The 23,778-nt window shown below is 68.7% G+C and carries 20 protein-coding genes and 1 tRNA gene; 6 read left to right on the top strand and 15 right to left on the bottom strand.

Going from position 1 to position 23,778, the window contains the following annotated elements:
- Positions 1–20: 20 nt before the first annotated feature.
- The 7 genes from FCG67_RS13150 to FCG67_RS13180 all read right to left on the bottom strand — a co-directional run bounded on the left by FCG67_RS13150 (position 21) and on the right by FCG67_RS13180 (position 11,027).
- On the bottom strand, positions 21–4,910 hold the full coding sequence (locus FCG67_RS13150) for an NAD-glutamate dehydrogenase (RefSeq protein ID WP_136910200.1): 4,890 nt from the start codon (positions 4,908–4,910) through the stop codon (positions 21–23).
- Between the two features lie 94 nt (positions 4,911–5,004).
- On the bottom strand, positions 5,005–5,427 hold the full coding sequence (locus FCG67_RS13155) for an acyl-CoA thioesterase (RefSeq protein ID WP_136910201.1): 423 nt from the start codon (positions 5,425–5,427) through the stop codon (positions 5,005–5,007).
- Positions 5,428–5,430: 3 nt separating this feature from the next.
- Positions 5,431–7,110: an energy-dependent translational throttle protein EttA gene (ettA, locus tag FCG67_RS13160; RefSeq protein WP_027499846.1), complete on the bottom strand. Its 1,680-nt coding sequence runs from the start codon at positions 7,108–7,110 to the stop codon at positions 5,431–5,433.
- A 111-nt stretch (positions 7,111–7,221) separates the two neighbouring features.
- Entirely contained in the window at positions 7,222–8,388 is a 1,167-nt protein-coding gene (locus tag FCG67_RS13165; RefSeq protein WP_136910202.1) for a lipase family protein, read from the bottom strand.
- Between the two features lie 149 nt (positions 8,389–8,537).
- Entirely contained in the window at positions 8,538–9,665 is a 1,128-nt protein-coding gene (locus tag FCG67_RS13170; protein ID WP_246045040.1) for an alpha/beta hydrolase family protein, read from the bottom strand.
- A 74-nt stretch (positions 9,666–9,739) separates the two neighbouring features.
- Positions 9,740–10,210 carry a single-stranded DNA-binding protein gene (locus FCG67_RS13175; RefSeq protein ID WP_136910203.1) on the bottom strand — a complete coding sequence of 157 codons (471 nt, stop codon included), beginning with the start codon at positions 10,208–10,210 and terminating at the stop codon, positions 9,740–9,742.
- Positions 10,211–10,373: 163 nt separating this feature from the next.
- Positions 10,374–11,027 (bottom strand): TetR/AcrR family transcriptional regulator, encoded by a 654-nt coding sequence (locus FCG67_RS13180; RefSeq protein ID WP_136910204.1) that lies wholly within the window; start codon positions 11,025–11,027, stop codon positions 10,374–10,376.
- Positions 11,028–11,165: 138 nt separating this feature from the next.
- Here FCG67_RS13180 and FCG67_RS13185 point away from each other — a divergent pair, with 138 nt between their 5' ends.
- Entirely contained in the window at positions 11,166–12,122 is a 957-nt protein-coding gene (locus FCG67_RS13185; RefSeq protein WP_136910205.1) for an oxygenase MpaB family protein, read from the top strand.
- 3 nt (positions 12,123–12,125) lie between these two features.
- On the opposite strand, the gene FCG67_RS13190 is transcribed toward FCG67_RS13185, so the two are convergent.
- Both FCG67_RS13190 and FCG67_RS13195 read right to left on the bottom strand, forming a co-directional pair.
- Positions 12,126–13,064 (bottom strand): serine/threonine dehydratase, encoded by a 939-nt coding sequence (locus FCG67_RS13190; protein WP_136910206.1) that lies wholly within the window; start codon positions 13,062–13,064, stop codon positions 12,126–12,128.
- A complete protein-coding gene (locus FCG67_RS13195) occupies positions 13,061–15,091 on the bottom strand; it encodes a bifunctional copper resistance protein CopD/cytochrome c oxidase assembly protein (RefSeq protein WP_136910207.1) in 2,031 nt (676 codons plus the stop codon). Before FCG67_RS13195 ends, FCG67_RS13190 begins: the two co-directional genes overlap by 4 nt.
- Before the next feature lie 123 nt (positions 15,092–15,214).
- On the opposite strand from FCG67_RS13195, the gene FCG67_RS13200 reads away from it, so the two are divergent.
- Positions 15,215–15,288, top strand: a tRNA-Arg gene (locus FCG67_RS13200).
- A gap of 35 nt (positions 15,289–15,323) precedes the next feature.
- Here FCG67_RS13200 and FCG67_RS13205 read toward each other — a convergent pair.
- Entirely contained in the window at positions 15,324–16,751 is a 1,428-nt protein-coding gene (locus FCG67_RS13205; protein WP_136910208.1) for a DUF2252 domain-containing protein, read from the bottom strand.
- Positions 16,752–16,889: 138 nt separating this feature from the next.
- Complete coding sequence (locus FCG67_RS13210) at positions 16,890–17,414, bottom strand: DUF1269 domain-containing protein (protein WP_246045041.1); 525 nt, start codon at positions 17,412–17,414, stop codon at positions 16,890–16,892.
- A 481-nt stretch (positions 17,415–17,895) separates the two neighbouring features.
- On the opposite strand from FCG67_RS13210, the gene FCG67_RS24975 reads away from it, so the two are divergent.
- From FCG67_RS24975 to FCG67_RS13220, 3 genes are all read left to right on the top strand, one after another.
- Positions 17,896–18,033, top strand: a complete 138-nt coding sequence (locus FCG67_RS24975) for a hypothetical protein (RefSeq protein ID WP_169310513.1) — start codon at positions 17,896–17,898, stop codon at positions 18,031–18,033.
- A 313-nt stretch (positions 18,034–18,346) separates the two neighbouring features.
- On the top strand, positions 18,347–18,736 hold the full coding sequence (locus FCG67_RS13215; RefSeq protein ID WP_136910210.1) for a hypothetical protein: 390 nt from the start codon (positions 18,347–18,349) through the stop codon (positions 18,734–18,736).
- A 175-nt stretch (positions 18,737–18,911) separates the two neighbouring features.
- Positions 18,912–20,054 (top strand): N(5)-(carboxyethyl)ornithine synthase, encoded by a 1,143-nt coding sequence (locus tag FCG67_RS13220; protein ID WP_136910211.1) that lies wholly within the window; start codon positions 18,912–18,914, stop codon positions 20,052–20,054.
- A gap of 60 nt (positions 20,055–20,114) precedes the next feature.
- On the opposite strand, the gene FCG67_RS24980 is transcribed toward FCG67_RS13220, so the two are convergent.
- The 4 genes from FCG67_RS24980 to FCG67_RS13235 form a co-directional block, all read right to left on the bottom strand.
- A complete protein-coding gene (locus FCG67_RS24980) occupies positions 20,115–20,285 on the bottom strand; it encodes a hypothetical protein (RefSeq protein ID WP_169310514.1) in 171 nt (56 codons plus the stop codon).
- Between the two features lie 113 nt (positions 20,286–20,398).
- Positions 20,399–20,650: a hypothetical protein gene (locus FCG67_RS13225; protein WP_136910212.1), complete on the bottom strand. Its 252-nt coding sequence runs from the start codon at positions 20,648–20,650 to the stop codon at positions 20,399–20,401.
- A gap of 14 nt (positions 20,651–20,664) precedes the next feature.
- Complete coding sequence (locus FCG67_RS13230; RefSeq protein ID WP_136910213.1) at positions 20,665–21,837, bottom strand: fatty acid desaturase family protein; 1,173 nt, start codon at positions 21,835–21,837, stop codon at positions 20,665–20,667.
- A 25-nt stretch (positions 21,838–21,862) separates the two neighbouring features.
- On the bottom strand, positions 21,863–22,918 hold the full coding sequence (locus tag FCG67_RS13235) for a ferredoxin reductase (protein ID WP_211243201.1): 1,056 nt from the start codon (positions 22,916–22,918) through the stop codon (positions 21,863–21,865).
- A gap of 187 nt (positions 22,919–23,105) precedes the next feature.
- Here FCG67_RS13235 and FCG67_RS13240 point away from each other — a divergent pair, with 187 nt between their 5' ends.
- Positions 23,106–23,729, top strand: coding sequence for a TetR family transcriptional regulator (locus FCG67_RS13240; RefSeq protein ID WP_136910312.1), 624 nt, complete (start codon positions 23,106–23,108; stop codon positions 23,727–23,729).
- The last annotated feature ends 49 nt before the right edge of the window (positions 23,730–23,778 follow it).

The following is a 23,778-nucleotide window of genomic DNA, read 5'->3' on the forward strand; positions in this document are numbered from 1 at the left end:
CAAACTTCGATCCCTTCCGATCAGGTGCCCGCTCCGCGCACCATGCTGCGAACCTGACGCGCCGCCACCGAGAGCGTCGCGAGGTCAAGCGTCCCAGACTCCGCGATCTCGCCGAGCGCTGCCCTTGCCCTACTCAGCCGGGACGAGTTCGACGACTCCCAGTCCAGGATCTTCTCCTCGGCCGTCTCATCCGGTTCCCCGCCCGCGAGCACATCGAGGGTGAGTGAGCGCAGCGAGCTGTACAGGTCGTCGCGCAACGCGAGCCTGGCCAGCGAATGCCACCGGTCACCGCGCTCGAGACCCGAGATGGCGGTGAGGAATCCGTCGATGCCGAGACGCTCGTCGAGCGCGTAGTAGAGCTCACCGACCTCCTCGACCTCGCGATCGCTGATGTCCGAGATGTCGATGATGTCGAGCGACGGGAACCCGTCGAGCAGGCCGTACACCCGCCGCGCGAGCGGCTCGGGGCAGCCGTGCTCGACCACATGGGACATCCGGGTGGTGAGGTCGGTGACGTGATGCCCGCGCAGCCAGTTCGGGAGTTTCGGGGTCATCGCGCGGACCCGCGCGGCGTACCGGTTGATCTCCGCGCCAACGGCGACCGGCTGCGGACGGTTCGACAGCAACCACCGCGCCGCCCGGTCGAGCATCCGGCGCGATTCCAGCGTCAGCTCGTCGGCCACCATCGAATCGATGGGCGCCTCGCGGATGTCGCTCCACACCGTACGCAGGTCGAAGATCTCGGTCGCCGCGGTGAAGGCTCTGATGGAGTCGGTACTGCTGGCGCCCGCCTCCTCGGCGAGCCGGTACGCGAAGCTGATCCCGCCGAAGTCGATCGCCTCGTTGGCCAGGATGGTGGCCACGATCTGGCGGCGCAGGCGGTGCGACTTGATCTGCCCGGCGAACCGCTCGCGCAGCGGCCGCGGGAAGTACCTGGGCAGCCGCACCGCGTAGGTGTCGCTGTCGGGCAGTTCGCTGGCGAGCAGATCGTCCTTGAGCGCGAGCTTGACGTGGGCGAGCAGGGTGGCCAGCTCCGGAGAGGTGAGGCCGGTGCCCTCCTGCAGCCTCTCCTCGATCTCGATGGGTCCGGGCAGGGCCTCGATCTCCCGGTCCAGCCCGCGACGGGCCTCGAGCGCGGCGAGCTGGCGCGCGTGCACCCCCAGCATCGCCGGGGCGTCGGCGCGTGAGGTGCCCATCAGGTCGTTCTGGTCGATGTTGTCCCGCAGCACCAGACGCGACACCTCGTCGGTCATCGAGGCGAGCAGGCCGTTGCGCTCGGCCCCGGGCAACGCGCCGCCGCTGACCGCGGTGTCCAGCAGGATCTTGATGTTGACCTCGTGGTCGGAACAGTCGACGCCCGCCGAGTTGTCCATGGCATCGGTGTTGATCCGGCCACCCGCGAGGTCGTACTCGATCCGGCCCCGCTGCGTCACCCCGAGGTTGCCGCCCTCGCCGATCACCCTGGCGCGCACCTCGTTCCCGTTGACCCGCACCGGATCGTTCGACTTGTCGCCGACATCCGCATGGGTCTCCGTTGTGGCCTTGATGTAGGTTCCGATCCCGCCGTTCCAGAGCAGGTCGACGGGCGCGCGCAGGATCGCCCGCACCAGCTCCGGCGGTGACAGCTCGGTGACATCCTCGTCGAGGCCGAGCGCCGCGCGCGCCTGCGCGGTCAGCGGCACCGACTTGCGCAAGCGGTCCCACACCCCGCCGCCCGCGCTGATGAGGGCCGGGTCGTAGTCCGCCCACGAGGAACGCGGCAGTGCGAAGAGCCGTTCCCGTTCGAGGAAGGACCTCGAAGCGTCCGGGTCGGGGTCGAGGAAGATGTGCCGGTGGTCGAAGGCCGCGACCAGCCGGATGTGCGGGCTGAGCAACATCCCGTTCCCGAAGACGTCGCCGCTCATGTCGCCGATACCCGCGACGGTGAAGTCTTCCGACTGGGTGTCGATCCCCATCTCCCGGAAGTGCCTGCGCACACTCACCCAGGCACCCTTGGCCGTGATCCCCATGGCCTTGTGGTCGTAGCCGACCGAGCCGCCGGACGCGAAGGCGTCACCGAGCCAGAAGCCGTACCGCGCCGCCACATCGTTGGCGAGATCGGAGAACTGGGCGGTGCCCTTGTCCGCTGCCACGACGAGGTAGGTGTCGTCGCCGTCTCGTCGCACCACGCGGTCCGGTGGCAGCACCACCCCGCTCGCGGGTTCGACGTTGTCGGTCACGTCGAGCAGGCCGGAGACGAACAACCGGTAGCAGGCCTGTCCCTCCGCGAGAAATGCCTGCCGGTCCGTCGACGGGTCCCCGGTCACCGCTGGCGGCCGCTTGACCACGAATCCGCCCTTCGCGCCGACCGGCACGATCACGGCGTTCTTCACCGCCTGCGCCTTGACCAGGCCGAGGATCTCCGTCCGGAAGTCCTCCCGACGGTCCGACCAGCGCAACCCACCACGGGCAACCGGACCGAATCGCAGGTGCACGCCCTCCACCCGCGGCGAGTAGGCGAACACCTCGAAACGCGGTCGCGGTTTCGGTAGTTCGGCGATCTGCTGGGGGTTGAGTTTGAACACCAGGACGTCGCGGGGATCGCCTGCCTCGTCGGTCACGTAGTAGTTCGTCCGCAGCGTGGCCAGGACGAGTCCCAGCATCCCGCGCAGGATCCGGTCGGCGTCGAGGCTGACCACCTCGTTGATACGGTCGCGCAGCTCGGCAGCGAGCTCCTCCGCTCGCTGCGCCGAGGCCAGGTCGGGATCGAAGATCGACCGGAACAACTCGACCAGGAGCCCGGTCGTCTGACCGTGCTCGATCAGGACCCCCTCGATGTGGAATTGGCTGTACGGAAATCCCGCCTGGCGCAGGTACTTCGAGTACGCGCGCAAAACGGTGGCCTGCCGCCACTCGAGGCCGGCCCGCAGCACCAGCTCGTTGAACCGGTCGGGTTCGGACCGGTCGTACCAGACGGCGGTGAAGGCGTCGGTGAACCGGTGCTGGAGGGCGAGCGCCCTCGTCGACTCGAAGGTCCGATCCGCCTCGTCCAGCTCCGAGTCCAGGTTCTCCCCGACCGTCGCATCGACCAGCTCGGGAGCCGCGGACAGCCCGAAATCATAGATCCAGCACGGCAGCCCGTCCGGGCGAACCACCCGGTACGGCCGCTCGTCGAGCACCTCGACTCCGAGGCTCTGCAACACCGGCAGCACCTGGCTGAGCGAGACCCCCGCGCCGCTGATGTACAGCGTGAAGCGCCACTGACCCGGTCGGGCGTCCTTGTGCCGGTACAGCTTCAGATCGATCGCCTCGCCTGCCAGTGCCTCCAGTCGCACGATGTCCCTGACCGCTCGCGCGGCGTCGAAGTCCTGCTTGTAGGCCTCGGGGAACGCCGCGGCGAAACGCTGCGCGGTCACCGAGGTCACCGAGGGCTCGGCCGCGACGGCGTCGAAGAGGTCGTCCTCCCACGCCCTGGTCGCCGCCGCCAGCATCGACTCGATCCGGTCGCGGTCGCCGGCCGAGAGCTCTGCCGACGACGGGGGCACGTCCGGCCCCTTGTGGATCGTGAAGTGCACCATCGCGAGATCCGACTCGGTGACCCTCGCGCTGTACTCCAGCATCCCCCCGCCCAGTTCCCGCAGCAGAATCGACTGCATCGCCAGGCGAACCCGCGTGGTGTAGCGGTCGCGCGGCAGGTAGACCAGCGCGGACGTGAACCCGCCGAACTGGTCGTCCCGGAGGAACAGCCGTACCCGCCTGCGCATGCCGATGGCCAGCACGGAAGTGATGGTCTCGTACAGGGTCTCGGTGTCACTGGAGAACAGCTCGGTACGGGGGAAGGACTGGATGACCTCGAGCATCCGCTGGCCGGAGAACGAACCGATGTCGAATCCGGCCCGTTCGATCACCGTGCGCGCGCGTCGCTCGATGACCGGGATGTCGAGCACGTTCTCGTGCAGCGCGGTCACCGTGAACACGCCGACGAACCGGTGCTCGCCGGTGATCGCGCCGTCACCGTCGAGACCGGTGACGGAGACGAAAAACGGGTACACCGATCGGTGCACGGTCGCGGGCGCCGCCCCCTGCGCGAGCAGCAGGATGGGGCGGTCGACACTGAATTCGGGTGCGGGCAGGTCGATTCGGTGATCGGCCACCGATGCCGCACCGAGCACCCCCAGCCCGCTCTCGGGCACGATGTGGGCAAGCGGACGCCCGTGTTCGCCCGGATCCCGGAACTCGTACCGCCGGTAGCCGAGGGTCATGAAGTGCCCCTCCGACATCCAGCGCAGCAGCGCGGCGGTGTCCCTGATGTCGACCGCCCGGTACCCCTGGGGTTCGCGTTCCGCGAGCGCGTCCAGATGCTCGGCGAGCACCAACTGGCCGTAGCGCATCGCGTCGGCATCGGCGATCACCTGCCGCACATCCGACAGCACATCCCTGACCGCGTCGCCTGCGCCTGCGAGCGCGTCCGGGTCGGTGGTCGGATGCAGCAGGACGAGCATCCAGGACTCGGTGAGCATTCCGGCTCCGGCCGCCGTGCCGTTGACGAGCACGTCGAGGAGGCCGCCGTCCGGATCGCGCCGGACCTGGAAGACCGGATGGATCAGCTCGGTGACCGTGATACCGAGGCGGGCGAGCAGCGCCATGACCGACTCGACCAGCAGTGGCATGTCGTCGGTGATGATCTGCACGGCCGGCTGGCCGGGGAGCGGCTCGAGCACCCGCGACACCGCCTGGCCGACCGGGCGATGCGAGGCCAGTTCGAGGTGGGTGCCGAACACCCTTTCGGCGTCGGCGCTCGGGCGACCGGGCGACCCCGCCCAGTCGATGTTCCGGAAGTACACATCGCGGACCCCGTCGAGGCGGGAGACGAGGTCAGCGGGCAGGCCCATCGAGGCCCCGTGGTCGAAGCGATCGGCAGATCTGGTCATCTCGCGGCCCACTCCCCTGGTCGAACTGACGTGACGGGTGTGCACGTCCGAGCCTAACCGCGGGGAGCGGGACGAGAGGTGAACTGACGGCGCCCTAGCGCACCGTTTCCGTGATCGCGTACTCCGACAGCACCGATCGCTCCAGTTCCGTGAGCGGAACCGACGTTTCGGTCTTCACGTCGAACCGCACCATCACCGCGTCCGCGACGCCACAGGTGACCCCGTGGACGTCGCGGAACACGTGACGGACGCCGAACGATGAGTTCCCGACCGCGAGGACGGACACCTCGACGGTGACCGGGCCCGACTCGTCGGTGATGGGCTTGAGGAACTCGATCTCCACCTTGCGCACCACCATCGCCGACGGACGCACGCCCGCAGGGAAGACGCGCTCGCGGAAGAACTTCACCCGCGCTTCCTGCGCGTACTCGAGGAAGAGCGTGTTGTTCACGTGGCCGAGGCGATCGGAATCGCCCCAGCGCACCTGAACCTCACAGGTGAAGACCTTGTTCGGCACTTCCTAGCCCCGGGTGAGCTTGCGGTGGGTTACCCGGTGCGGCCGGGCCGCGTCGGCACCGAGCCGCGCGACCTTGTTCTCCTCGTACGCCTCGAAGTTGCCCTCGAACCAGTACCAGGCCGCCTCGTTGTCGCCGAAGGCACCTTCCCAGGCCAGGATGTGCGTGCAGGTCCGGTCCAGGAACCAGCGGTCGTGCGAGATCACCACGGCGCAGCCGGGGAATTCCTGCAGCGCGTTCTCGAGCGAACTGAGGGTCTCGACGTCGAGGTCGTTGGTCGGCTCATCGAGCAGGATCAGGTTGCCGCCCTCCTTGAGGGTCAGCGCCAGGTTCAGCCGGTTGCGCTCACCACCGGAGAGCACGCCCGCGGGCTTCTGCTGATCCGGGCCCTTGAACCCGAAGGCGCTCACGTACGCGCGCGAGGGCATCTCGTTCTGGCCGACCTCGATGAAGTCGAGTCCGTCGGAGACCGTCTCCCAGACCGTCTTGGTCGGGTCGATGTTGGCCCGCGTCTGGTCGACGTAGCTGAGCTTGACCGTCTCGCCGACCTTGACGGTGCCCGAGTCCGGCTCCTCGAGCCCGACGATGGTCTTGAACAGCGTGGTCTTACCGACGCCGTTGGGACCGATCACGCCGACGATGCCGTTACGGGGCAGCGTGAACGACAGGTCTTTGATCAGCAGTCGGCCGTCGAAGCCCTTGTCGAGGTTCTCGACCTCGACCACGACATTGCCCAGGCGCGGCGGGGTCGGGATCTGGATTTCCTCGAAGTCGAGCTTGCGGTGCTTCTCGGCCTCCGCGACCATCTCGTCGTAGCGGTCGAGGCGAGCCTTGCTCTTGGCCTGGCGGGCCTTCGCGCCGGAACGGACCCAGGCGAGCTCCTCCTTGAGGCGCTTCTGCAGCTTCTGGTCCTTCTTGCCCTGGACCTCGAGACGCGCGGCCTTCTGCTCCAGGTAGGTGGAGTAGTTGCCCTCGTACGGGTAGAGGCGGCCGCGGTCGACCTCGCAGATCCACTGCGCGACGTGATCGAGGAAGTACCGGTCGTGGGTAACAGCGAGGATGGCGCCGGGGTAGGCGGCCAGGTGCTGCTCGAGCCACAGCACGGACTCGGCGTCGAGGTGGTTGGTGGGCTCATCGAGCAGCAGCAGGTCGGGCTTGCTCAGCAGCAGCTTGCACAGCGCGACGCGGCGCTTCTCACCGCCGGAGAGGTGGGTGACGGGCTCGTCGGCCGGCGGGCAGCGCAGCGCGTCCATCGCCTGCTCGAGCTGGGAATCGATCTCCCAGGCGTCGGCGTGGTCGAGCTTCTCCTGGAGCTCGCCCATCTCCTCCATGAGCTCGTCGGAGTAGTCGGTGGCCATCAGCTCGGCGATCTCGTTGTAGCGCTTGAGCTGCACCATCGTCTCGCCGAGGCCCTCCTCGACGTTCTCGCGCACCGTCTTGGTCTCGTCGAGATGCGGCTCCTGCATCAGGATGCCGACGGTGGCGCCCGGCGCGAGGAACGCCTCGCCGTTGCCCGGCTGGTCGAGTCCGGCCATGATCTTGAGGATGGAGGACTTACCCGCGCCGTTCGGGCCGACGACACCGATCTTCGCGCCCGGGTAGAAGCTCATCGTGACGTCATCGAGGATGACCTTGTCGCCGTGCGCCTTGCGCACCTTCTTCATCGTGTAAATGAACTCCGCCATGGCGACCAGAGTATCGGGACGACCGGCAACGCCCCAATCCGCTCGGGCCTACGGCTCGATCTGCGGCGAGCCACGACCGAGTCGCGACCCGCCGCAGGTCAGCCAGGGCGTTCAGGCAGTGCCGAACAGCGACCGGACGAACGCGGTCGTATCGGGCAATGCCTCGAACACCGACGGGCCGTGGAAGGCGTCGTAGGACCGGAACGTCACGGGCTGGCCCGTCAGTTGCAGGTCAGCTGCGAGCTTCGCGCCAAGCGGATACGGGACCGTCTGGTCGCGCAGTCCGTGCCCGATGAACACGGGCCTGTCGTAGCCTGTCGTGGGTACCGCGAGGTAGTCGCGCAGCGCCGAGCGGAACAGCTCGTTGTCGAGCGGTCGGCTGATCATCTCGCCAACCCCGAACGTTCCGGCGCGCTCGCGGAGCGGGAGGAAGCACAGGCTCTCGGAGGCCTCGACGAGGTCACGACCGGCCGGGGTGAGGTAATCGTCGAAGGGCAGGTCCGGGCGCGCGACCTTCAGCCCGTCGACCACATAGGCGGCGAACGCGGTGAGACCGTTCAGGCCGAGGTTCGGGAACCCGGGGCCGCCGAGCGGGAAGAGGAGCTCCAGGTTGGCCGGGGTCCCGGTGGCGACGGCTCCGCGGTAGTCCAGCTCCGGCGCGTACTTCGTCGCCTCGTGCGCCGCGAACATGGCGGCGTGCCCGCCCTGCGAGTGCCCGATGGCCACCCACGCGGTCGACAGCTCCGGCGTCACCTCGCGGGCGGCCCGGACCATGTCGATCACCGAGCGACCCTCGCTGCGCCCGTGCAGGTACGCATGGGTTCCCTCGGTGCCGAGCCCCACATAGTCGGTAGCGACCACGGCGTAGCCCTGCGCCAGCCACGCCGAGACGTAGTCGCGGGTGAGCGAGGTTACGTCGAACCCCAGCGCGGGTGCGCAGTCGTCACCGACGCCCGTGGTGCCGTGTGCCCAGGACACCACCGGCCAGCCGCCCGCGGGCGCGGTCCCGTTCGGCAGGTAGACGGCTCCGGTGCTGAGCGCGGGCGCGCCCGTCGGACCCTCGGTCCAGTACGTGAGTTGACGGGCTCCACTGGCTGCCCCGCCGACCTCCGCCGCCACCGGCAGGGCCTTGTCGGCCACCACGGTGCCGGGTTCGCGGACCGGATCCGCCGCGGCTTGCCCGGCCGCCGGGGCGGCCAGGACCATCAGCGCCAGCGCGGCCGCGCCCGCATGCAGACCGAGGCGTCGCCCAGCAGCGCGACCGAATTCGAACTTCATCGTGTTCCCCACCCTTGTGTGTTGTGTGTTCGGTCCCCCATCGCGGGCTCCGGACTCGGTGCAGCGTAGTACCCCGGCGCGGTCGCGACTCGCAAAAACAAGACACTCGTCCAGTCACCAGTCGCCGCTGCCGTCTCACGGGCGGCCGGTCACCGGATCAGCGGCTCGACGAACGCCATGGAGTCGGCCGACGAGGCCCCGAGGCTCTCGCCGTGCCCGGCACCCGGGTACGCGATGAACCACACGTCCGAACCGGAGCGTTGAAGGTCCGTGACCAGCTTCAGCGTCAGCACGATCGGCACCACGGTGTCGAGGGTGCCGTGCCCGATGAACAGCGGCCGGTCGTACCCACCGGTCGGCACCCCCAGATAGTCGGCGAGCGCCGCTCGGATCTTGTCGTCGCCGAGCGGCCGCGAGAACAGCTCACCCACCTGCACCCCCGCGACCTGGGGAGCAAGCTCGGGTGAGCAGAGGCGCTCCGCCAGCCCCGCCAGTTCCCGTCCGCGCGGCGACAGGTAGCTGTCGAGGTCCAGGTCGGGTCGAGCCGACCGCAGCCCGACGATGGCGAACAGGGAGAACGTGGTCAGCCCACGCAGGCCGAGGTTGGGGAAACCCGGACCACCAAACGGAAACAGCTGTTCGAGGTTCGACGGCGCACCGATCGCGACCGCGCCGCGGTAGTCCAGGTCCGGTGCGTACGTCGTCGCCTCATGGGCTGTGTGCAGGGCCGCGTGCCCACCCTGCGAGAGCCCGATCGCCACCCACCTCGGCGAGACCCCCGCGTCGATCGTCCTGGCCGCCCGCACCATGTCGATCACGCTGTGCGCCGCGGCCTTGCCGTCGAGATACGGCAGCACGCCTGGCGTCCCGAGACCGATGTAGTCCGTCGCCACCACCGCGTACCCCCGCGCCAACCAGGCCTGGAGGTAGGCGGACTCGATGGCCTGCGGCCCGGTCATCGAGGGCGCGCACTGATCGGACACCCCGATCGTTCCGTGCGCATAGGACACCACCGGCCAGCCGCCCTCCGGGGCCGGCCCCGGAGGCAGATACACCGCCCCGGTGCTGGTGGCGGGGGCACCCCAATGGTCGGCGGTGACGTAGGTGAGGCGGTACGCCCGCCCGGTCCCCGGGATCCAGAGTTCTCTCGGCATGTCCTGCACCGCGATCACCGATCCGGGTGGTGCGGGCGCCGCCGCGGCGGTGCCGGATCCGACCGACACAGCGGTCATCGCGGCGACGATCAGGACCACGACCAACAACCTCAGGCGTGCCATGCGAGCCGCCCCCTCACCTGACGGGAAGACTCCTCAGCCTATGCCGCCGCCGTGACCGAAATGCCCGTTATCGGTCAGCTCGCCCGGAGCGCCGGATCGAACCCTGCCCCCGCGAGGTCCCCTGGATCGCGCTCCGACTCCCCGGCCCCCAGGTCCGCATCCGGCTCGACGGACTGCGACGCCTTGGGCGCACGATCGAGCCTGGCTCGGCAGCGAGCCAGATCGGGGCCGACCGCGCTGGCGCGCATCTCCAGGTCGGCGCGGTCCACCCCCTCCTTGGTCGTGTACTCGTTGGTTCGCAGCTGCCCACAGGCGATCACCGGGTCGCCCTTCATCAGCGAGGCGCCGACGCCAGCCACCAGCCGTCGCCAGCAGGTCACCGTCAGGTAGAGGGTGCCGCCGTCGGTCCACTCCCCGGTCGAGCGGTCCTGCCGCCTGGTGTTGCTCGCCATCCGAAAGCTGAGCACCTCCTCCCCCGAGTTCGTCGGCCGCTTGACCGGATTGGTGATCACGGTGCCGACCACCGCCGTGTGCGTCTCGTACATGTCGTTCCCCCTTGGCATCCGTGGGCCACGCGGCCCCTCGATGCCAGCGTCCCCCGTCGGGTCGCCGGATTGTGGCCGCGGACGAATCTGTGGATGAACGGATGGGGCGTCCACAGATCCGCGAAAACGGTCACACGGGAAGGCCGTTCGTCTCACCGGCGTGCTAGCGGGTGGACGGTCCCGAGGTGATCGTGGCGGCCAGCGCCCCCGCGTAGGTGACGAGTCGCTCACTCGAATAGGTGACGGGATCACTGACCGCGAGCCTGCCGAGCATCTCGGCGAACGAGAGCATCGTGTGGGCCAGCAGCACCGGGTCCAGACCGGCCAATGCGGGCTCCAGCGCGATCCCCGTCCTGGCCAGTTCCTCCGCCTTCACCAGCACCGCCGCCCTGGAGGCGCGGAGGTGTTCCTGATACTCGACCGGCGCCTGGTCGGGCGCGGTCAGGATCAAGCGCCACCGGGTGGGGTTCGCCACCACGACGCGCACGAACGAGGACACCGTTCCGGCGTAGGCCGCTGCCGGACCCAGCGTGCTGAGGTCGGTCGGCATCGCCGCCATCACCTGCTCGATCGCGCGCCGGTGTTCGCGCTCGAGCAATGCCGCAACCAGCTCCGCACGGGTACGGAACACGTTGTACAGCACCGGTTTCCCGACGCCGGCCTCTGCCGCGACGGCCTCCATGTTCAGCTCGTACAGGCCCGACCGCCCTGTCACAGCCACCGCGGCGTCGAGCACCTGGTCGCGGCGCTGCTCCGGCGGCAGTCGCGGCGCGTACTTGCGTCGCGGACGCTCATCCGCCGTCTGCACTCTCGTCATCGATCCACCTCCGCGTCCACCTTAGAGATCGCCGCGCGCGGTCATTCCCCACGGAGCCAATGCTACGCAACCGTTGTATTCACCAACGGCAATTGCTACGGTCGCGTTGTATTCACGAACCGCGCCGGAGGAGACACGATGAGCGAACCCCGCATGCTGGCCGACAGAGGCTGGCCGTTCGATCCCGCACGCAGGCGCGAGGACAACGGATTCTTCGGGCCGGGATCGCCGACGTGGAAGGTCTGGACCAACCCGACCGCCCTGCTCGGGTTTCAGCGCTCGGTCACCCTCGAGCACTTCGATCCCTTCCTGACCGCCGCGGTCGCCGACGCCCAGGGGATCTACCTGGACCCGACGGGGCGTCTCGACGGCACCCTCTCCTACTTCCTGATCGTGGCGGTCGGCGACGCCCGGTCGGCCATCGAGACGTCCGAACTGCTGATGCGGGTGCACGCGAAGGCAACCGGGATCGAGCCGATCAGCGGGCAGCGGTACAGCGCCAACAGCCCCGACAGCCAGCTGTGGATCCACGTCACCGGCTGGCACTCGGTGCTCAAGTGCTACGAGATGTTCGGTCCCGGACCGCTGAGTCCCGACGAGGAGGCCCGGTACTGGGCCGAGTGCGCCGTCGCCGCCGAACTGCAGACCTGCAAGCCCTCGGACATCCCGCGCTCGCGCGCCGAGGTGCACGAGTACTTTTCCGCCGTGCGCCCTCGCTTGTGCACCTCCGAGCGGGCCATCGAGGGCATGCACTACCTGCTGCGCACCCGCTTCGGGAAGGGCCGGCTCGCTCTGTGGGCGATGAGTCGGCTGATGGCCCCCGCGACGGTCGCCACCCTCCCGAGGTGGATGCGGGAGCTCGGCGATTTCGATCAGCCCGCCGTGGTCGACCGGGTCATCACGCCGCTCGCCAGGGCCGCCGTGCGCGCCACGAGCAATCCGCGAACCGAACTGGCCGTCGTCAAACGCCTACTCCCGGCGACCCATTCGGTCCTCGATCAGCACTTCAACGGGGCGCCGCCGGTGCGCGCGGAGACGGTCACCCCGTCGGCGGCCCGTGAGCGCTACGGGGCTCGGGCGGGGCGGCCCGCGTAGCGACTAGCCCGTGGGCAGCGTTGTCGGGTCCGTGTTGGCGCCACAGATCACGGCGGCGACCCGCTCCCCCTCCGCAGGCGTGTAGGCGCCGCCGAGCAGGGCTGCGATCGGCGCGGCCGCCGCATGCTCGACCGCCAGCCGGAACTCGCGCCACAGCAGGTTCCGTGCCTCGGCGATCGCCTCGTCCTCGACCAGCACCGAGCCGATCCCGGTCCGGCGGGCGACGTCCATGGCGATGTCACCGAGTCGGGTCGCACCGAGCGAATCGGCCGCGATGCTGTCCACCGCCACGTCCACCGGGGAGCCGGCGGCGAGCGCGGAGCTCAGGGTCGGTGCGCCGCTCGGCTCCACCCCGACGACGGACTTCTCCCCCGCGAGCGCGGCGGCGATCCCCGCGACGAGTCCGCCGCCACCGACCGCGACCAGCACCGTGTCGGCCTCCGGCACCTGCTCGGCCAGCTCGAGACCGATCACCCCCGCACCCGCGACCACATCGGGCAGGTCGTAGGCGTGCAACTGCTGGGCACCGCGCTGCGCGGCGATGGCCGACGCCCGGATGTAGGCGTCCGCGTAGCGCTCGCCGTCGAGCACGACCTCGGCGCCGAGCGCGCGCAGCCGATCCACCTTCACCGTGGGCGCCGCGGCCGGGACGACCACCGTGCAGGCGATCCCCAACATCCCGGCCGCCGTGGCGGCCGCGATCCCGGCATTGCCACCGGACGCGATCACCACCGGCGAATCACGTTGCGCCCCATCCCGGTTCAGCATGGCGTTGAGGCTGCCGCGGATCTTGAACGAACCACCGAGCTGCAGATGCTCGAGCTTGAGCGCGACCGGGATGTCACCGCCCGGCGTCGGCAGGACCACCCGGAGCACCGGGGTCCGCCGAACCCGGGGACCCACCCGCTCCCGCGCGGCGAGCACCTCCTCGCGGGTGGTCACCGACCGGCTTCGTGGTCGCGCCGCGCCAGCTCCGCGAACATGGCGTTGTGCGCCGCGAGCTCGGCGTCGTCATCGCGGTCGGCCGCACGGTCGACCCGCTTGGCCGTCTTCTCGTCGCTGCGCGACCACTGCACCAGCAGCGCCAGCATCACCAGTACGAGCGGGATCTCGCCGGTGGCCCAGGCGATGCCGCCGCCGAGCCGCTGATCGCCGATGAGGTCGGCGTTCCAGTCCAGGCCGAGCGCCCGGTAGTACCAACCACCCATCACCTCGCCCATGCTCATCAGCGCGATGCCGAAGAAGGCGTGGAACGGCAACGACCCGAACACCATCGCCAGCTTGGTGATCGGCTGCAGGGTGCGCGGCGCCGGGTCGATGCCGATGACCACCCAGTAGAAGAGGTAGCCGCTCAGGATGAAGTGCACGTTCATCAGCATGTGCGCGCCGTGCGAGTCGAGCGTGGCGCCGAAGATGCCGCCGAGGTACAGCGCGTAGAAGCCGCCGACGAAGAGCACCGAGGCCACCAGCGGGTGGGTCAGGAAGCGGGACACCGGGCTGTGCAGCGCGGCGAGCAACCACTCGCGCGGACCGGGCACCCCCTTGGGCCCGGCCGGGGACAACGCGCGCAGCGCAAGGGTCATCGGGCCGCCGAGCACCAGCAGCACCGGCGCGAGCATCGACAGCGCCATGTGCGCACCCATGTGCACGCTGAACACCGCGGGCGAGTACCTGCCCAGCCCGGACGAGGTGGCGACCAGGAGCGTCGCGCAGCCCAGCACCCAGGCGATCGTGCGGCCGACCGGCCACGTGTCCCCGCGCTTGCGGAGCCGTCGCACGCCGAGCAGGTACACCACCGCCATGACGATGGCCGCGGTGCCGAAGATGAGGTCGAAGCGCCAGTCGAACGCGAGCTTCGCGAACGTCGGCGGGCCGTCGAGGTTGTAGCCCAACTGCACCTCGGTCGGGGTCGGGTTGATGTTCTCCGCTGGTGGCGGCGTCCGGCCGAGGCCGACGGCGATGCCGATGGTCGCGGCGAAGATGATGGCCTCGCCGCCCGCGAAGCGGATCAGCGGGCCACGGGCCGTCGGGTCGGCGGCCAGGGCGGGCAGCGCGCTGCGCCGCTGCAGATAACCGAACACGCCAAGGACCACCAGCGCGACGGTCTTGGCCACGAGCAGCCAGCCGTAGGTGCTGGTGAACAGCGCGCTCAGCGGCAGCCGCACCAGTCCGTTGAGGACACCGGAGATCGCCATCACCACGAACGCGACCGTGGCGACGTTCGAGAACCGGCGCGTCGCGACGTCGGTGTACGCACCCCGCCTGCGCGCGTGCGCGAGCAGCGCGAACAACCCGCCCGCCCACAATGCCGCGGCGACGAGGTGCCAGATCAGGCTGTTGGTGGCCAGGTCGTGCGATCCGCCGGAGGAGGAGTGCCCGGTCAGCGCGAGCGGGATCAGGGTAGCGACGCCGAGCAGCAGCAACGCCGGGGTCCAGGACCAGCGCAGGACCAGCCGCGTGCCCACCGCGAGCAGCACCGCCAGGATCGCGGTCGACCGCCACGCCCCCGCGAGTTCGATCTGCGGGATCGCCTTCCAGAGGTTGGCGGGCTGGATGGCCGCGCTCAGCGGCTGACCGGAGGTGTCCGAGACCGTCAGCGGCACCAGGACGAGCGCACAGGCCGCCCAGACGATTGCGGCGTTCGACGCGGTGCGCACCGCCCGGTAGCCGTCGACATCGAGCACCCCGCTGCGCTGCGGCGGCACCAGGAAAGCGGCGAGCAGCAGCGACCCGATCGCGAGGACGGCGGCGACCTCACCCGCGGCCTTCACCGCAGGCAGCCCGTACGTGGTGAGCGGTCCCGGGTCGGGGATGCCGAGCAGCACCAGCGCGTCCGACGCGGACAGCCCGACGATGATCGCCGCGACCAGCCCCGCGATGATCCCGAGCGTGACGAAGATCGGTACCGAGTTCTCCCCCGCCCTTCGGATCGGCGACGGGGCGGAGGGGGCGAGCTCGGGTGATGCCATGCCCACAAGGGTAGGAGGCGCGCGCCTGTCGGGTTCGTCCAGGTTCGCCGACCCGTAAGCGAACCTATCGAATATTGGTCATGGTTACCGGTAGACTCCGGACCCGATCCTTCGCGGGATCACGCCTCCGTAGCTCAGTTGGATAGAGCAAGAGCCTTCTAATCTCTAGGTCGCAGGTTCGATTCCTGCCGGGGGCGCTCACGTGTGCAAGAAGCGGCGCTCCGGTCGCGGTTCACTCCCGGTGCGCGGCGATCCGGCCATCGGCGATAGCCTCCAGCAGCGCGGCGTGGTCGCGGGCGTTCTGGTCGGCGTAGGTCTCGGCGAATTCTGTCAGTGCCTTGTCGAAGTCGTCGTCCGAACCGAGGTACCCGGCGATGGCGAACCGGTCACCCGCGCGTGCATGCGCGAACGCGAGGACACGGGCGCACAGCCGGCCGTAGAGGGCCATCAGGTCGGCGGACATGGTCTCGATGACGGCTGAGCCCTTGCCGTCGCGCAGTTGACGGACGTAATAGTCCCGGACGGTCCCGTTCACGTCGGGCCCCTGCTGCCAGCCCAGGAGGATGTCGCTGGCGCTCTGGATCACCCGCTGTCCGGCCACGACGCGTTCGCCCTGGTTCGGATAGGACGGACCCTCCAGGTATCCGGCAAGGACCGACGGCACCGCTTCCTTGGCCTGCAGGAACAGCGGGTCGCCGCCGGGACCGAGAAGGAGGATGATCCAGGCCCTGGTGCCGACGCTGCCGACGCCGACGACCTTCCGTGCCGTCTGGACGTATTCGAATCGATCGAACAGAACACGTCGGGCGGGTTCGAGGGTGTCGCGATACTCGCGTAGTCGCTGGATCATCTCGCGGTTGATCCGCTCGGCTTCGGTGTCGCTGAGGATCTCCTCGATGGGGACGATCAGCGGCGGTGCGCTCACGATCCGCGGTTGCCCGTCAGTCGTCGTGGTCAGTTTGGACAGCGCCTGCATGCTGTCGCGGCCCCAGGATTTGCGGATCGTCTTCTGGACACGCTTGCGTGTCGAGGAGTCCAGGACCTCGCGGAGCTCGTCCAGCTGCGCGGTCGCGTCTATGTGGGAGTAGCAGACCGCGAGTTCGCCGCGGGCGGCCTGGTAGGTCATCGTTTCGCGGTACTCGGCCGCGCACGCGCGGGCGATCCGTTTGCGCTGTTTGCCGGTGAACCCGTTGTCGCGCCCGGCGACGGCGAGGCTGGCGATGAGTCGCTTGAGGTCCCATTCGAACGGTCCGGGATAGGTCTCGTCGAAGTCGTTGACATCGAAGGCGAGTTCGCGTTCGGGTGTCGCGAAGAGCCCGAAGTTGCTCAGGTGGGCGTCCCCGCAGAGCTGGGTGTACAGACCCGTGGTCGGGGCGTGCGCGAGGTCGTCGGCCATCACCAGCGCGGCGCCTCGGAAGAACGCGAACGGCGAATCGGCCATCCGCCCGTACCGGATGGGGAGGAGTTCGGGGACCCGGGTGGAGGCCTGGGACTCGAGCAGTCCGATCGGGTCACGATCGCCGGTCGGCGCATGTTCGGCGATGGCGCCGAACGGGATCCGGCGCCGAACCTTCTCGCCGTGTTCGAAGCCGGCGGCCCGGGTCAGGCGGCCGACCGCACCGGCGGGTCGCAGGTCGGAGAGAGTGTCCAGTTCTGTCATGGTGTGCTCCCTTGAATTGCTGTCGTCCGCGGGTGTGGCCTGGGTTGCAGCCTGCGCGGCCGCGGCGGCGGGCGCCTCCCCCGATGAGGGTGATCCGCCCGACCGCCGGACCGTGCGGTTCTCAGGACCTGGACGTTCTCAGGACTTGGACGCCTCGTCGATCTCCTTGCTGACCTGCTCGGTGTCCGCCTCGAGCTGCTTCTTCGTCACCTTGGCCGCGCGTTTGAGCGCCCTCTCGACCCGCGCCTCGACATCCGTCGCCGCGATGACGATCAGCCCGCTGTCACCCGCGTCGAGCAGCTCACCCACCTCCTTGAGGTCGGAACGGCTCATCCCGGCCGCGACGTGCCCGCCGAGCGCCCCGAGCCCGGCGCCGCCCGCGCCGCCCAGCAACAGGCCGGCCCCGAGGCCGACGGCCGGGAACAGCGCCACCAGCGCACCCCCGACCAGGCCGATGCCGAGTCCGCCCCAGGCACCCTGCCGGGTCGGCTGCTCGTGCTTCTTGACGATCTTGACCTTGCCCTTGTCCGTCCGGGTGATGACGGCCGCGTCGTAGGTGTCGACCAGGTGGAGTTCGACATAGAGGTCGTGAATGGCGTCGTAGTCGGCGATCGCGGCGTCCTCCGAGTCGTAGACCGCCGCGAGCAGAGCGAATGTATCCATGGCCATGGGTTCCTCCAGAGGGTTGTGTCCGGCACTGGGTCGTCGTCCGGCTTCCAGCCTCGGCACCCGCGGCCCGGGTGGCATCCCCCAAAACGGGTGACCAACGCGCGAGCGTCCCGCCGACGACCGCAAACGGCCAAAATCGGTGGCGAATTCCTGCAACATTGAACCAAGACCCGGCGATATACAGGGTTGAGGTGAGTCCCCATGACGGACAGTTACGCCGCACGGCGAACCGGAGCGGGCAGTGGACCAGACCGCGGGCATTTCGCGGTGGCCACCTGCCGCTCGCCACCGCCGCTGCGAACGCGCGTTCCCTGATCGCGCCCAAGGATTCCGGATCGCCCCGCGCGGTCGACGGAAGTCAGATAGGCGTTGCCGTCCTCACGAGCGGTGGGCGGGAATTGCTCGACTGGTGCGCCTCGCGTTCAGTTGCGATCACACCGCTCACCCGTGAAATACCCATGAAGGTGGCAAGAAGATGGACCTCGAAATGCTCGAGAAGCTGATCGATCTCATGAGCAAAGTGATGGACATGATGGGCGGCATGCAGGGCGGAGGAGGCGGCGGCGCCGGTCCCCTTGGCAGCCTCGGCGGAGGCGGCAGCCTCGGGTCGTGATCGAGCGCCCCTGAAGGAAAGGCTCTCGGCCCACTCGGCCGGGGGTCTTTTCTCGTCGCAATGCCTGGTGACCGCGGACGAGGGGTGCGATCTCCTCGGTTCCAGTCGTGGACAGGCGATCACCGCGCTAGTGTTTTTACCTGACTCTTGGCGACTCCGTGGAGGTGCGCTATGGAAGTGGCCGCACCTTACGGCGCGATCCGAGCTCTCACTCCTGCGCGAAGTCCGTCGCCCCCAGCCGCCGACACGAACTGCCGACTCTACGGCGACTGAATTGGATCATGGCCATCCAAACCAGTATTGGAGTCCTGCAATGAATCCGACCAAATCTCTTGCCGCGTCTGCGCTCATCGTCGTCGCCCTCGGCGCCGGAGCTGGAACCGCCTACGCCCAGCCTGCGCTGCCGCCCCCGGGCGCCGAAGCCGTCTCGGATGCGATCTGGCCCGACAATCCCAACAAGCAGTCCGCCTTCGATGCCTTCGCCACCGAGGTCGCCGTCGGGTGGGGGAACGGCGGCGCGCAGGGCGCGCTGATCGGACTCGGCGTGGGCGCGGGCGTCGGGTGCCTGTCGATCTTCCCCAACTTCATCGCCGGGTGCATCGTGGGCGGCGTGATCGGCGCCGGCGTCGGCGCCGTCAACGGGATCAAGGACTCCAACCCCAAGGTGATGCCCGCCTTCGACAAGCTCCTGGCGACACCCTGAGGTCGGGCGTGGCGATTCGCGGTGCTGATCCCGGCGCCGCGATCTCGTCCATCTGCGTCGGGCGAAACGAGGCGTGCCCTAGACTCCGACCGAACGCCATCGCACAATCGTTCGAAGTCACGCCGCCCGTGGCCCACGGCCTGCAATAGGCAGGCATCACCAGTTAAGGGCGCACTTGAACCAGCTCAGTCTCGGAATCACGTCGGAGTCACGCAAGGAAAACGAGCACCGGCTCCCGATCCACCCCCTGCACCTCGAGCGAATCGATGCGGGGCTCCGCGAGCACATCTACCTCGAGCGCGGGTACGGCGAACACTTCGGGATCCCCGATGAACAGCTGGCCCCCCTCGTCGCGGGCCTGCTGTCTCGCGAGCAGCTCATCGCGACCTGCGACGTCGTCCTGATCGCCAAGCCACTCGCGGAGGATCTCGCGCAGCTGCGGGAGGGCCAGGTGCTGTGGGGCTGGCCGCACTGTGTCCAGGACGCGGCCGTCACCCAGCTGGCCATCGACCGGCGGCTGACCCTGATCGCCTTCGAGGCGATGAACCACTGGACGGCCGACGGATCGCTCAGCCTGCACGTCTTCCACAAGAACAACGAGCTGGCCGGCTACTGCTCGGTGCTCCACGCCATGCAGATCGCCGGATCGACCGGCGACTACGGTCGCCGCCTGCGGGCCGCCGTGATCGGCTTCGGCGCGACCGCCAGGGGCGCGGTCACGGCGCTGAGCGCGCACGGCGTCCACGACGTCGAGGTGCTGACCGTCCGCGGGATCAGCGCCGTCGGCGCGCCCATCCACTCCGCCCGGATGGTGCAGTTCGATCACGACGACGCGGACCCGCGCCGCAGCCACGCCCACACCGAACGCGGTCGCGTGCCGGTGGCGGGATTCCTCGCCGAGCACGACATCATCGTCAACTGCGTCCTGCAGGACACCGACGCGCCGCTGACCTTCCTCACCGACGAGGACCTCGATTCGCTCACACCTGGCACGCTGATCGTCGACGTATCCTGCGACGAGGGAATGGGATTCAGCTGGGCGAGGCCGACGTCGTTCACGCAGCCGACCTTCGAGGTCGGCAACAATGTCGTCTACTACGGCGTTGACCACAGCCCGTCCTACCTGTGGAACTCCGCCACCTGGGAGATCAGCGAAGCGCTGCTCCCCTATCTCGCGACCGTGCTCGGCGGGCCCGTGGCCTGGGATGCCGACACGACCATCCGGCGGTCCATCGAGATCCGTGACGGGGTCGTCCAGAATCCCAGCATCCTGTCATTCCAGGAGCGCTCACCGGATTATCCGCACATCCGGCTCTGACGATGGCGTGGTCCGCGCCGACGGCAGTCGGTGCGGACCCGCGCTCCCAATCTGCGCGCCCTACTTCGTGGCGCCCTTGCGCACCACCGTCAGCTTGTGCAGCCGCGAGGAGATCCGCTTGTCGTCGCTGCCCCGTAGCAGGGCGATTCCGGAGCGGATCTCCTCCACCGCCCAGGTGCCGGCAGTATCCGAAATATGCACCAGGTCGCCGACCTGAACTGCCTCACTCATCGCCGTTCTCCGCATCCACTACTCCAGGCGGGCACGTGTCATCGTCCCGCCGATCATCATCAGCTGGATCAATTATCACGCGCCGGGTGCGGGGTGCCGCAGACGGGCGGCGACTATTTGCCTGCGGGGCCCTCGCCGGCGTCCGCGTCGCCGGCCGGGACGTCCGCTTCCTCGTCGGCAGCGTCCGCCTGCGCCCGCTTCGACGCCTCGCGCATCTCGATGCCGTCGGTGATCCAGTCGCCGATCTCGCGGGTCACGTCCCGGACCGCGCCAGCGATGATCATCGCGATCTTGCCGACGTGCGTGGCCCCGGACTCCGTCAGCTCCTGCACGGTGTCCTTGCGTCGCTCGAACTTGCTCACCATGGACGCGTCACCTCTCACGCTGTGGCCTTCTGACGTTCGACGATAACACCGGGAGCGGACTGGGAGCCGGTCAGGAACGGCGGCAACGCGAGCTTGAAGATCTTGCCCCACACCGATCCGATCTGCTTGAAGAAGCCGCCGGTGTTGTACGGCAGACCGTGCTTCTCGCACAGCGCCCGCACGTGCGGCGCCATCTCGGGATAGCGGTGCGCCGGGATGTCGGGGAACAGGTGGTGCTCGATCTGGTGCGAGAGGTTGCCGGACATGATGTGGAACAGCGGGCTGCCCTCGATGTTCGCGCTGCCGAGCATCTGCCGCACGTACCACTGCCCCTGCGTCTCCTCCGCGGTCTCCTCCTCGCTGAAGGTCTGCACTCCCGTCGGGAAGTGCCCGCAGAAGATGATCGAGTAGGTCCACAGGTTCCGAACCAGGTTGGCGCTGGCGTTGCCGAGCAGGGTAGTCACGAAGAGTGGGCCGGTCAGAGCCGGGAACACGATGTAGTCCTTGAGGACCTGGCGACCGGCCTTGCGCCACATGCCCTGCAGCAGCGGCTTGACGTCGTGCCATTTCCGTTTGCCCTTGACGATGTTCTCGGTCTCGAGGTCATGCAGCATCACGCCCCACTCGAAGAAGACCATGAGCGCGAACGCGTACACCGGGTTGCCCAGGTAGTACGGATTCCACTTCTGGGCATCGTCCATCCGCAGGATGCCGTAACCGATGTCGCGGTCGCGTCCGACGATGTTGGTGTAGGTGTGGTGCATGTAGTTGTGCGAGTGCCGCCACTGGTCCGCGGGGCACACCGTGTCCCATTCGAAGTCCCGCGAGTTCAGGCCCGGTTCGCGCATCCAGTCGTACTGGCCGTGCATGACGTTGTGGCCGATCTCCATGTTGTCGAGGATCTTCGAGATGCCGAGGGCACCGACGGCGGCGAGCCAGAACGGCGGCAGGAACCCGAGGTACATCAGGCCGCGGCCGGCGACCTCGAATCCACGCTGGGCCTTGATGATCTTGTAGATGTACTCGCGGTCCTGCTCGCCGAGATCGGCGACGACCCGGGCGCGCAGCTCGTCGAGTTCGCGTCCGATCTCCTCGACCTGCTCGTAACTGAGCACGATCGGGGCGGTGGTCTCTTCGTTCTTCGCGCCGCCGAGGAACGGCAGCGTCGGGATGGACAGTCCGAGCATGGGAGTTCTCCTTGGTCGAAGGTGATCAGATATCGACGGAGACGTCGCCGACGGCCGCCGAGATGCACAGCTGGATCGGCTGGTCGGGGTCGGAGTCGGTCTCGCCGGTACGCAGGTTCCTGGTGCAGCCGGAGGTCTTGACCGCGGTGCAGGAGAAGCAGATCCCCATCCGGCACCCGTACTCGGGAGTCAGACCGGCGGCCTCCGCCTGTTCCAGCAGGCTCGCGCCCGAGTTCTGCGCGGTCACCCCGGACGAGCTGAACGTCAGCTGGCCGGTGGCGTCCTCGTCGGCGGCGACCGGGGCGGCGAACTCCTCGGTGTGCAGCCGATCGACCAGCCCGATCCGGTCGTAGTGCTCGCGGACCCCCCGCATCAGCCCGGGTGGGCCGCACAGGTAGGTCTGGGCCTCGCCGTGCCAGGACGCCGCGGCCTCGAGGTGCTCGCGCCCGAAGAAGCCGTGCAGGTCACCGCCGTCCGATTGACCGGTGTAGGCCAGCACGACCCGCACGTTCTCGCGGCCCGCCGCCAGCTGAGCCAGCTCGTCGCGGTGGGCCACGTCCCGCTCGGTGTCGGCGTAGTGCAGGAAGGTGATCTCGCCGTCGTGCCCCTCGTCCAGGAGGGTGCGCAGCATCGACAGCACCGGCGTAATGCCGCTGCCACCGCTGATGAGCAGGATCTTGTCAGGCCTGCGAGCGGGCATCCGGAACACCCCGTCGGCCTGCGACAGGCTCAGCACCAGCCCGGGGTGGGCGTTGGTGTGCAGGTACTGCGACACCAGGCCCTGTGGGTGCGCCTTGACTGTGAGCTCGATGCGGCCGTCCGAACGGTACTGCGAGCAGGCGGGCGAATAGCACCGCGTGTGCCGGACACCGTCGATCACGACCCCGATCTGGACGAACTGACCGGCCTCGAAGCCCCGCCACTGCCGGGTGGGGCGCAGCGTGAGGGTCACGGTGTCCGCAGTCGTGCGGCGCACCTCGGTGACCTCGGCCCGCAGGTCGCGCACGGTCGCCATCGGGTTCAGGAGCTCGAGGTAGCGGTCGATCTGGTGCGGGGTCGCCATCGCCTCGAAGAGCGACATCAGCGAGAGCCGGCGGATTCCGGTTCGGGTCTGCAGGGTCACCACGGCCTCCTTGCTTGAGAGTTTCAGTGAACACTCGTACACAAACAAGTGTGTCAGGAAGTACCAGGTAGATGTCAACCCCAAGGGCCATGTGACGCCGATTACAGACCGGTCGTACACAGAACAAGTGAACACACATACACTGATGACCGTGACCGAACCGGAGAGCAGGGCCGAACGCAAGGAGCGCACAAGAACGGCGCTTCTCGACGGATCCCTCGAGCTGCTGGAGGACCGAAGTTTCGCGAACCTGAGCCTGCGCGAGGTCGCCCGGTCGGCCGGGATCGTCCCGACCGCGTTCTATCGGCACTTCGCCTCGATGGACGACCTGGGCGTCGCCCTGGTCGAGGACAGCATGCGAATGCTGCGGCGGATGCTGCGCGAGGCCCGCCGCGACCCGAGCGCCAAGAACGCGGGCGCGTCGCTGGAGATCCTGCTGCGGCAAGTGCACGCGCACGAGGGCCAGTTCCGGTTCCTCAGCCGCGAACGCTACGGCGGCGTCGTCGAGGTGCGGCGGGCCATCGCCTCCGAATTGCGTTTGTTCGCAAGCGAACTCACCATCGACCTGTCCCGGGTGCCGGGCCTGTCCGAGTGGGAGGTCGAGGACCTCGAGATGGCCGCCGATTTGATCGTCAACACAATGATGTCCACCGTCGTCAACGTCCTCGAGGTGGACCAGCGCGACGAGCGCGAGGTGATCGCGCGCGCCGAACGCCAGCTGCAGCTGATCATGATCGGGATGGGCGGCTGGCGGTCCGGGCCGCGGTAGGCACTTCCGACCACGGAGTTCAGCGCCCGGCCGAGCGCCGGGTCGGGTT

The sequence above is a fragment of the Rhodococcus oryzae genome (genome assembly GCF_005049235.1).
GTDB classification, from domain to species: Bacteria; Actinomycetota; Actinomycetes; order Mycobacteriales; family Mycobacteriaceae; genus Rhodococcus_G; species Rhodococcus_G oryzae.

What these genes read in the sequence shown, in the direction of transcription:
- FCG67_RS13150 (WP_136910200.1), bottom strand. Translation starts at nt 4,910, where the DNA reads ATGACCAGATCTGCCGATCGCTTCGACCACGGGGCCTCGATGGGCCTG.
- ettA (WP_027499846.1), bottom strand. Translation starts at nt 7,110, where the DNA reads ATGGCGGAGTTCATTTACACGATGAAGAAGGTGCGCAAGGCGCACGGC.
- FCG67_RS13165 (WP_136910202.1), bottom strand. Translation starts at nt 8,388, where the DNA reads ATGAAGTTCGAATTCGGTCGCGCTGCTGGGCGACGCCTCGGTCTGCAT.
- FCG67_RS13170 (WP_246045040.1), bottom strand. Translation starts at nt 9,665, where the DNA reads ATGGCACGCCTGAGGTTGTTGGTCGTGGTCCTGATCGTCGCCGCGATG.
- FCG67_RS13175 (WP_136910203.1), bottom strand. Translation starts at nt 10,210, where the DNA reads ATGTACGAGACGCACACGGCGGTGGTCGGCACCGTGATCACCAATCCG.
- FCG67_RS13180 (WP_136910204.1), bottom strand. Translation starts at nt 11,027, where the DNA reads ATGACGAGAGTGCAGACGGCGGATGAGCGTCCGCGACGCAAGTACGCG.
- FCG67_RS13185 (WP_136910205.1), top strand. Translation starts at nt 11,166, where the DNA reads ATGAGCGAACCCCGCATGCTGGCCGACAGAGGCTGGCCGTTCGATCCC.
- FCG67_RS13195 (WP_136910207.1), bottom strand. Translation starts at nt 15,091, where the DNA reads ATGGCATCACCCGAGCTCGCCCCCTCCGCCCCGTCGCCGATCCGAAGG.
- FCG67_RS13205 (WP_136910208.1), bottom strand. Translation starts at nt 16,751, where the DNA reads ATGACAGAACTGGACACTCTCTCCGACCTGCGACCCGCCGGTGCGGTC.
- FCG67_RS13210 (WP_246045041.1), bottom strand. Translation starts at nt 17,414, where the DNA reads ATGGATACATTCGCTCTGCTCGCGGCGGTCTACGACTCGGAGGACGCC.
- FCG67_RS24975 (WP_169310513.1), top strand. Translation starts at nt 17,896, where the DNA reads ATGGACCTCGAAATGCTCGAGAAGCTGATCGATCTCATGAGCAAAGTG.
- FCG67_RS13215 (WP_136910210.1), top strand. Translation starts at nt 18,347, where the DNA reads ATGAATCCGACCAAATCTCTTGCCGCGTCTGCGCTCATCGTCGTCGCC.
- FCG67_RS24980 (WP_169310514.1), bottom strand. Translation starts at nt 20,285, where the DNA reads ATGAGTGAGGCAGTTCAGGTCGGCGACCTGGTGCATATTTCGGATACT.
- FCG67_RS13225 (WP_136910212.1), bottom strand. Translation starts at nt 20,650, where the DNA reads ATGGTGAGCAAGTTCGAGCGACGCAAGGACACCGTGCAGGAGCTGACG.
- FCG67_RS13230 (WP_136910213.1), bottom strand. Translation starts at nt 21,837, where the DNA reads ATGCTCGGACTGTCCATCCCGACGCTGCCGTTCCTCGGCGGCGCGAAG.
- FCG67_RS13235 (WP_211243201.1), bottom strand. Translation starts at nt 22,918, where the DNA reads ATGTCGCTCTTCGAGGCGATGGCGACCCCGCACCAGATCGACCGCTAC.
- FCG67_RS13240 (WP_136910312.1), top strand. Translation starts at nt 23,106, where the DNA reads ATGACCGTGACCGAACCGGAGAGCAGGGCCGAACGCAAGGAGCGCACA.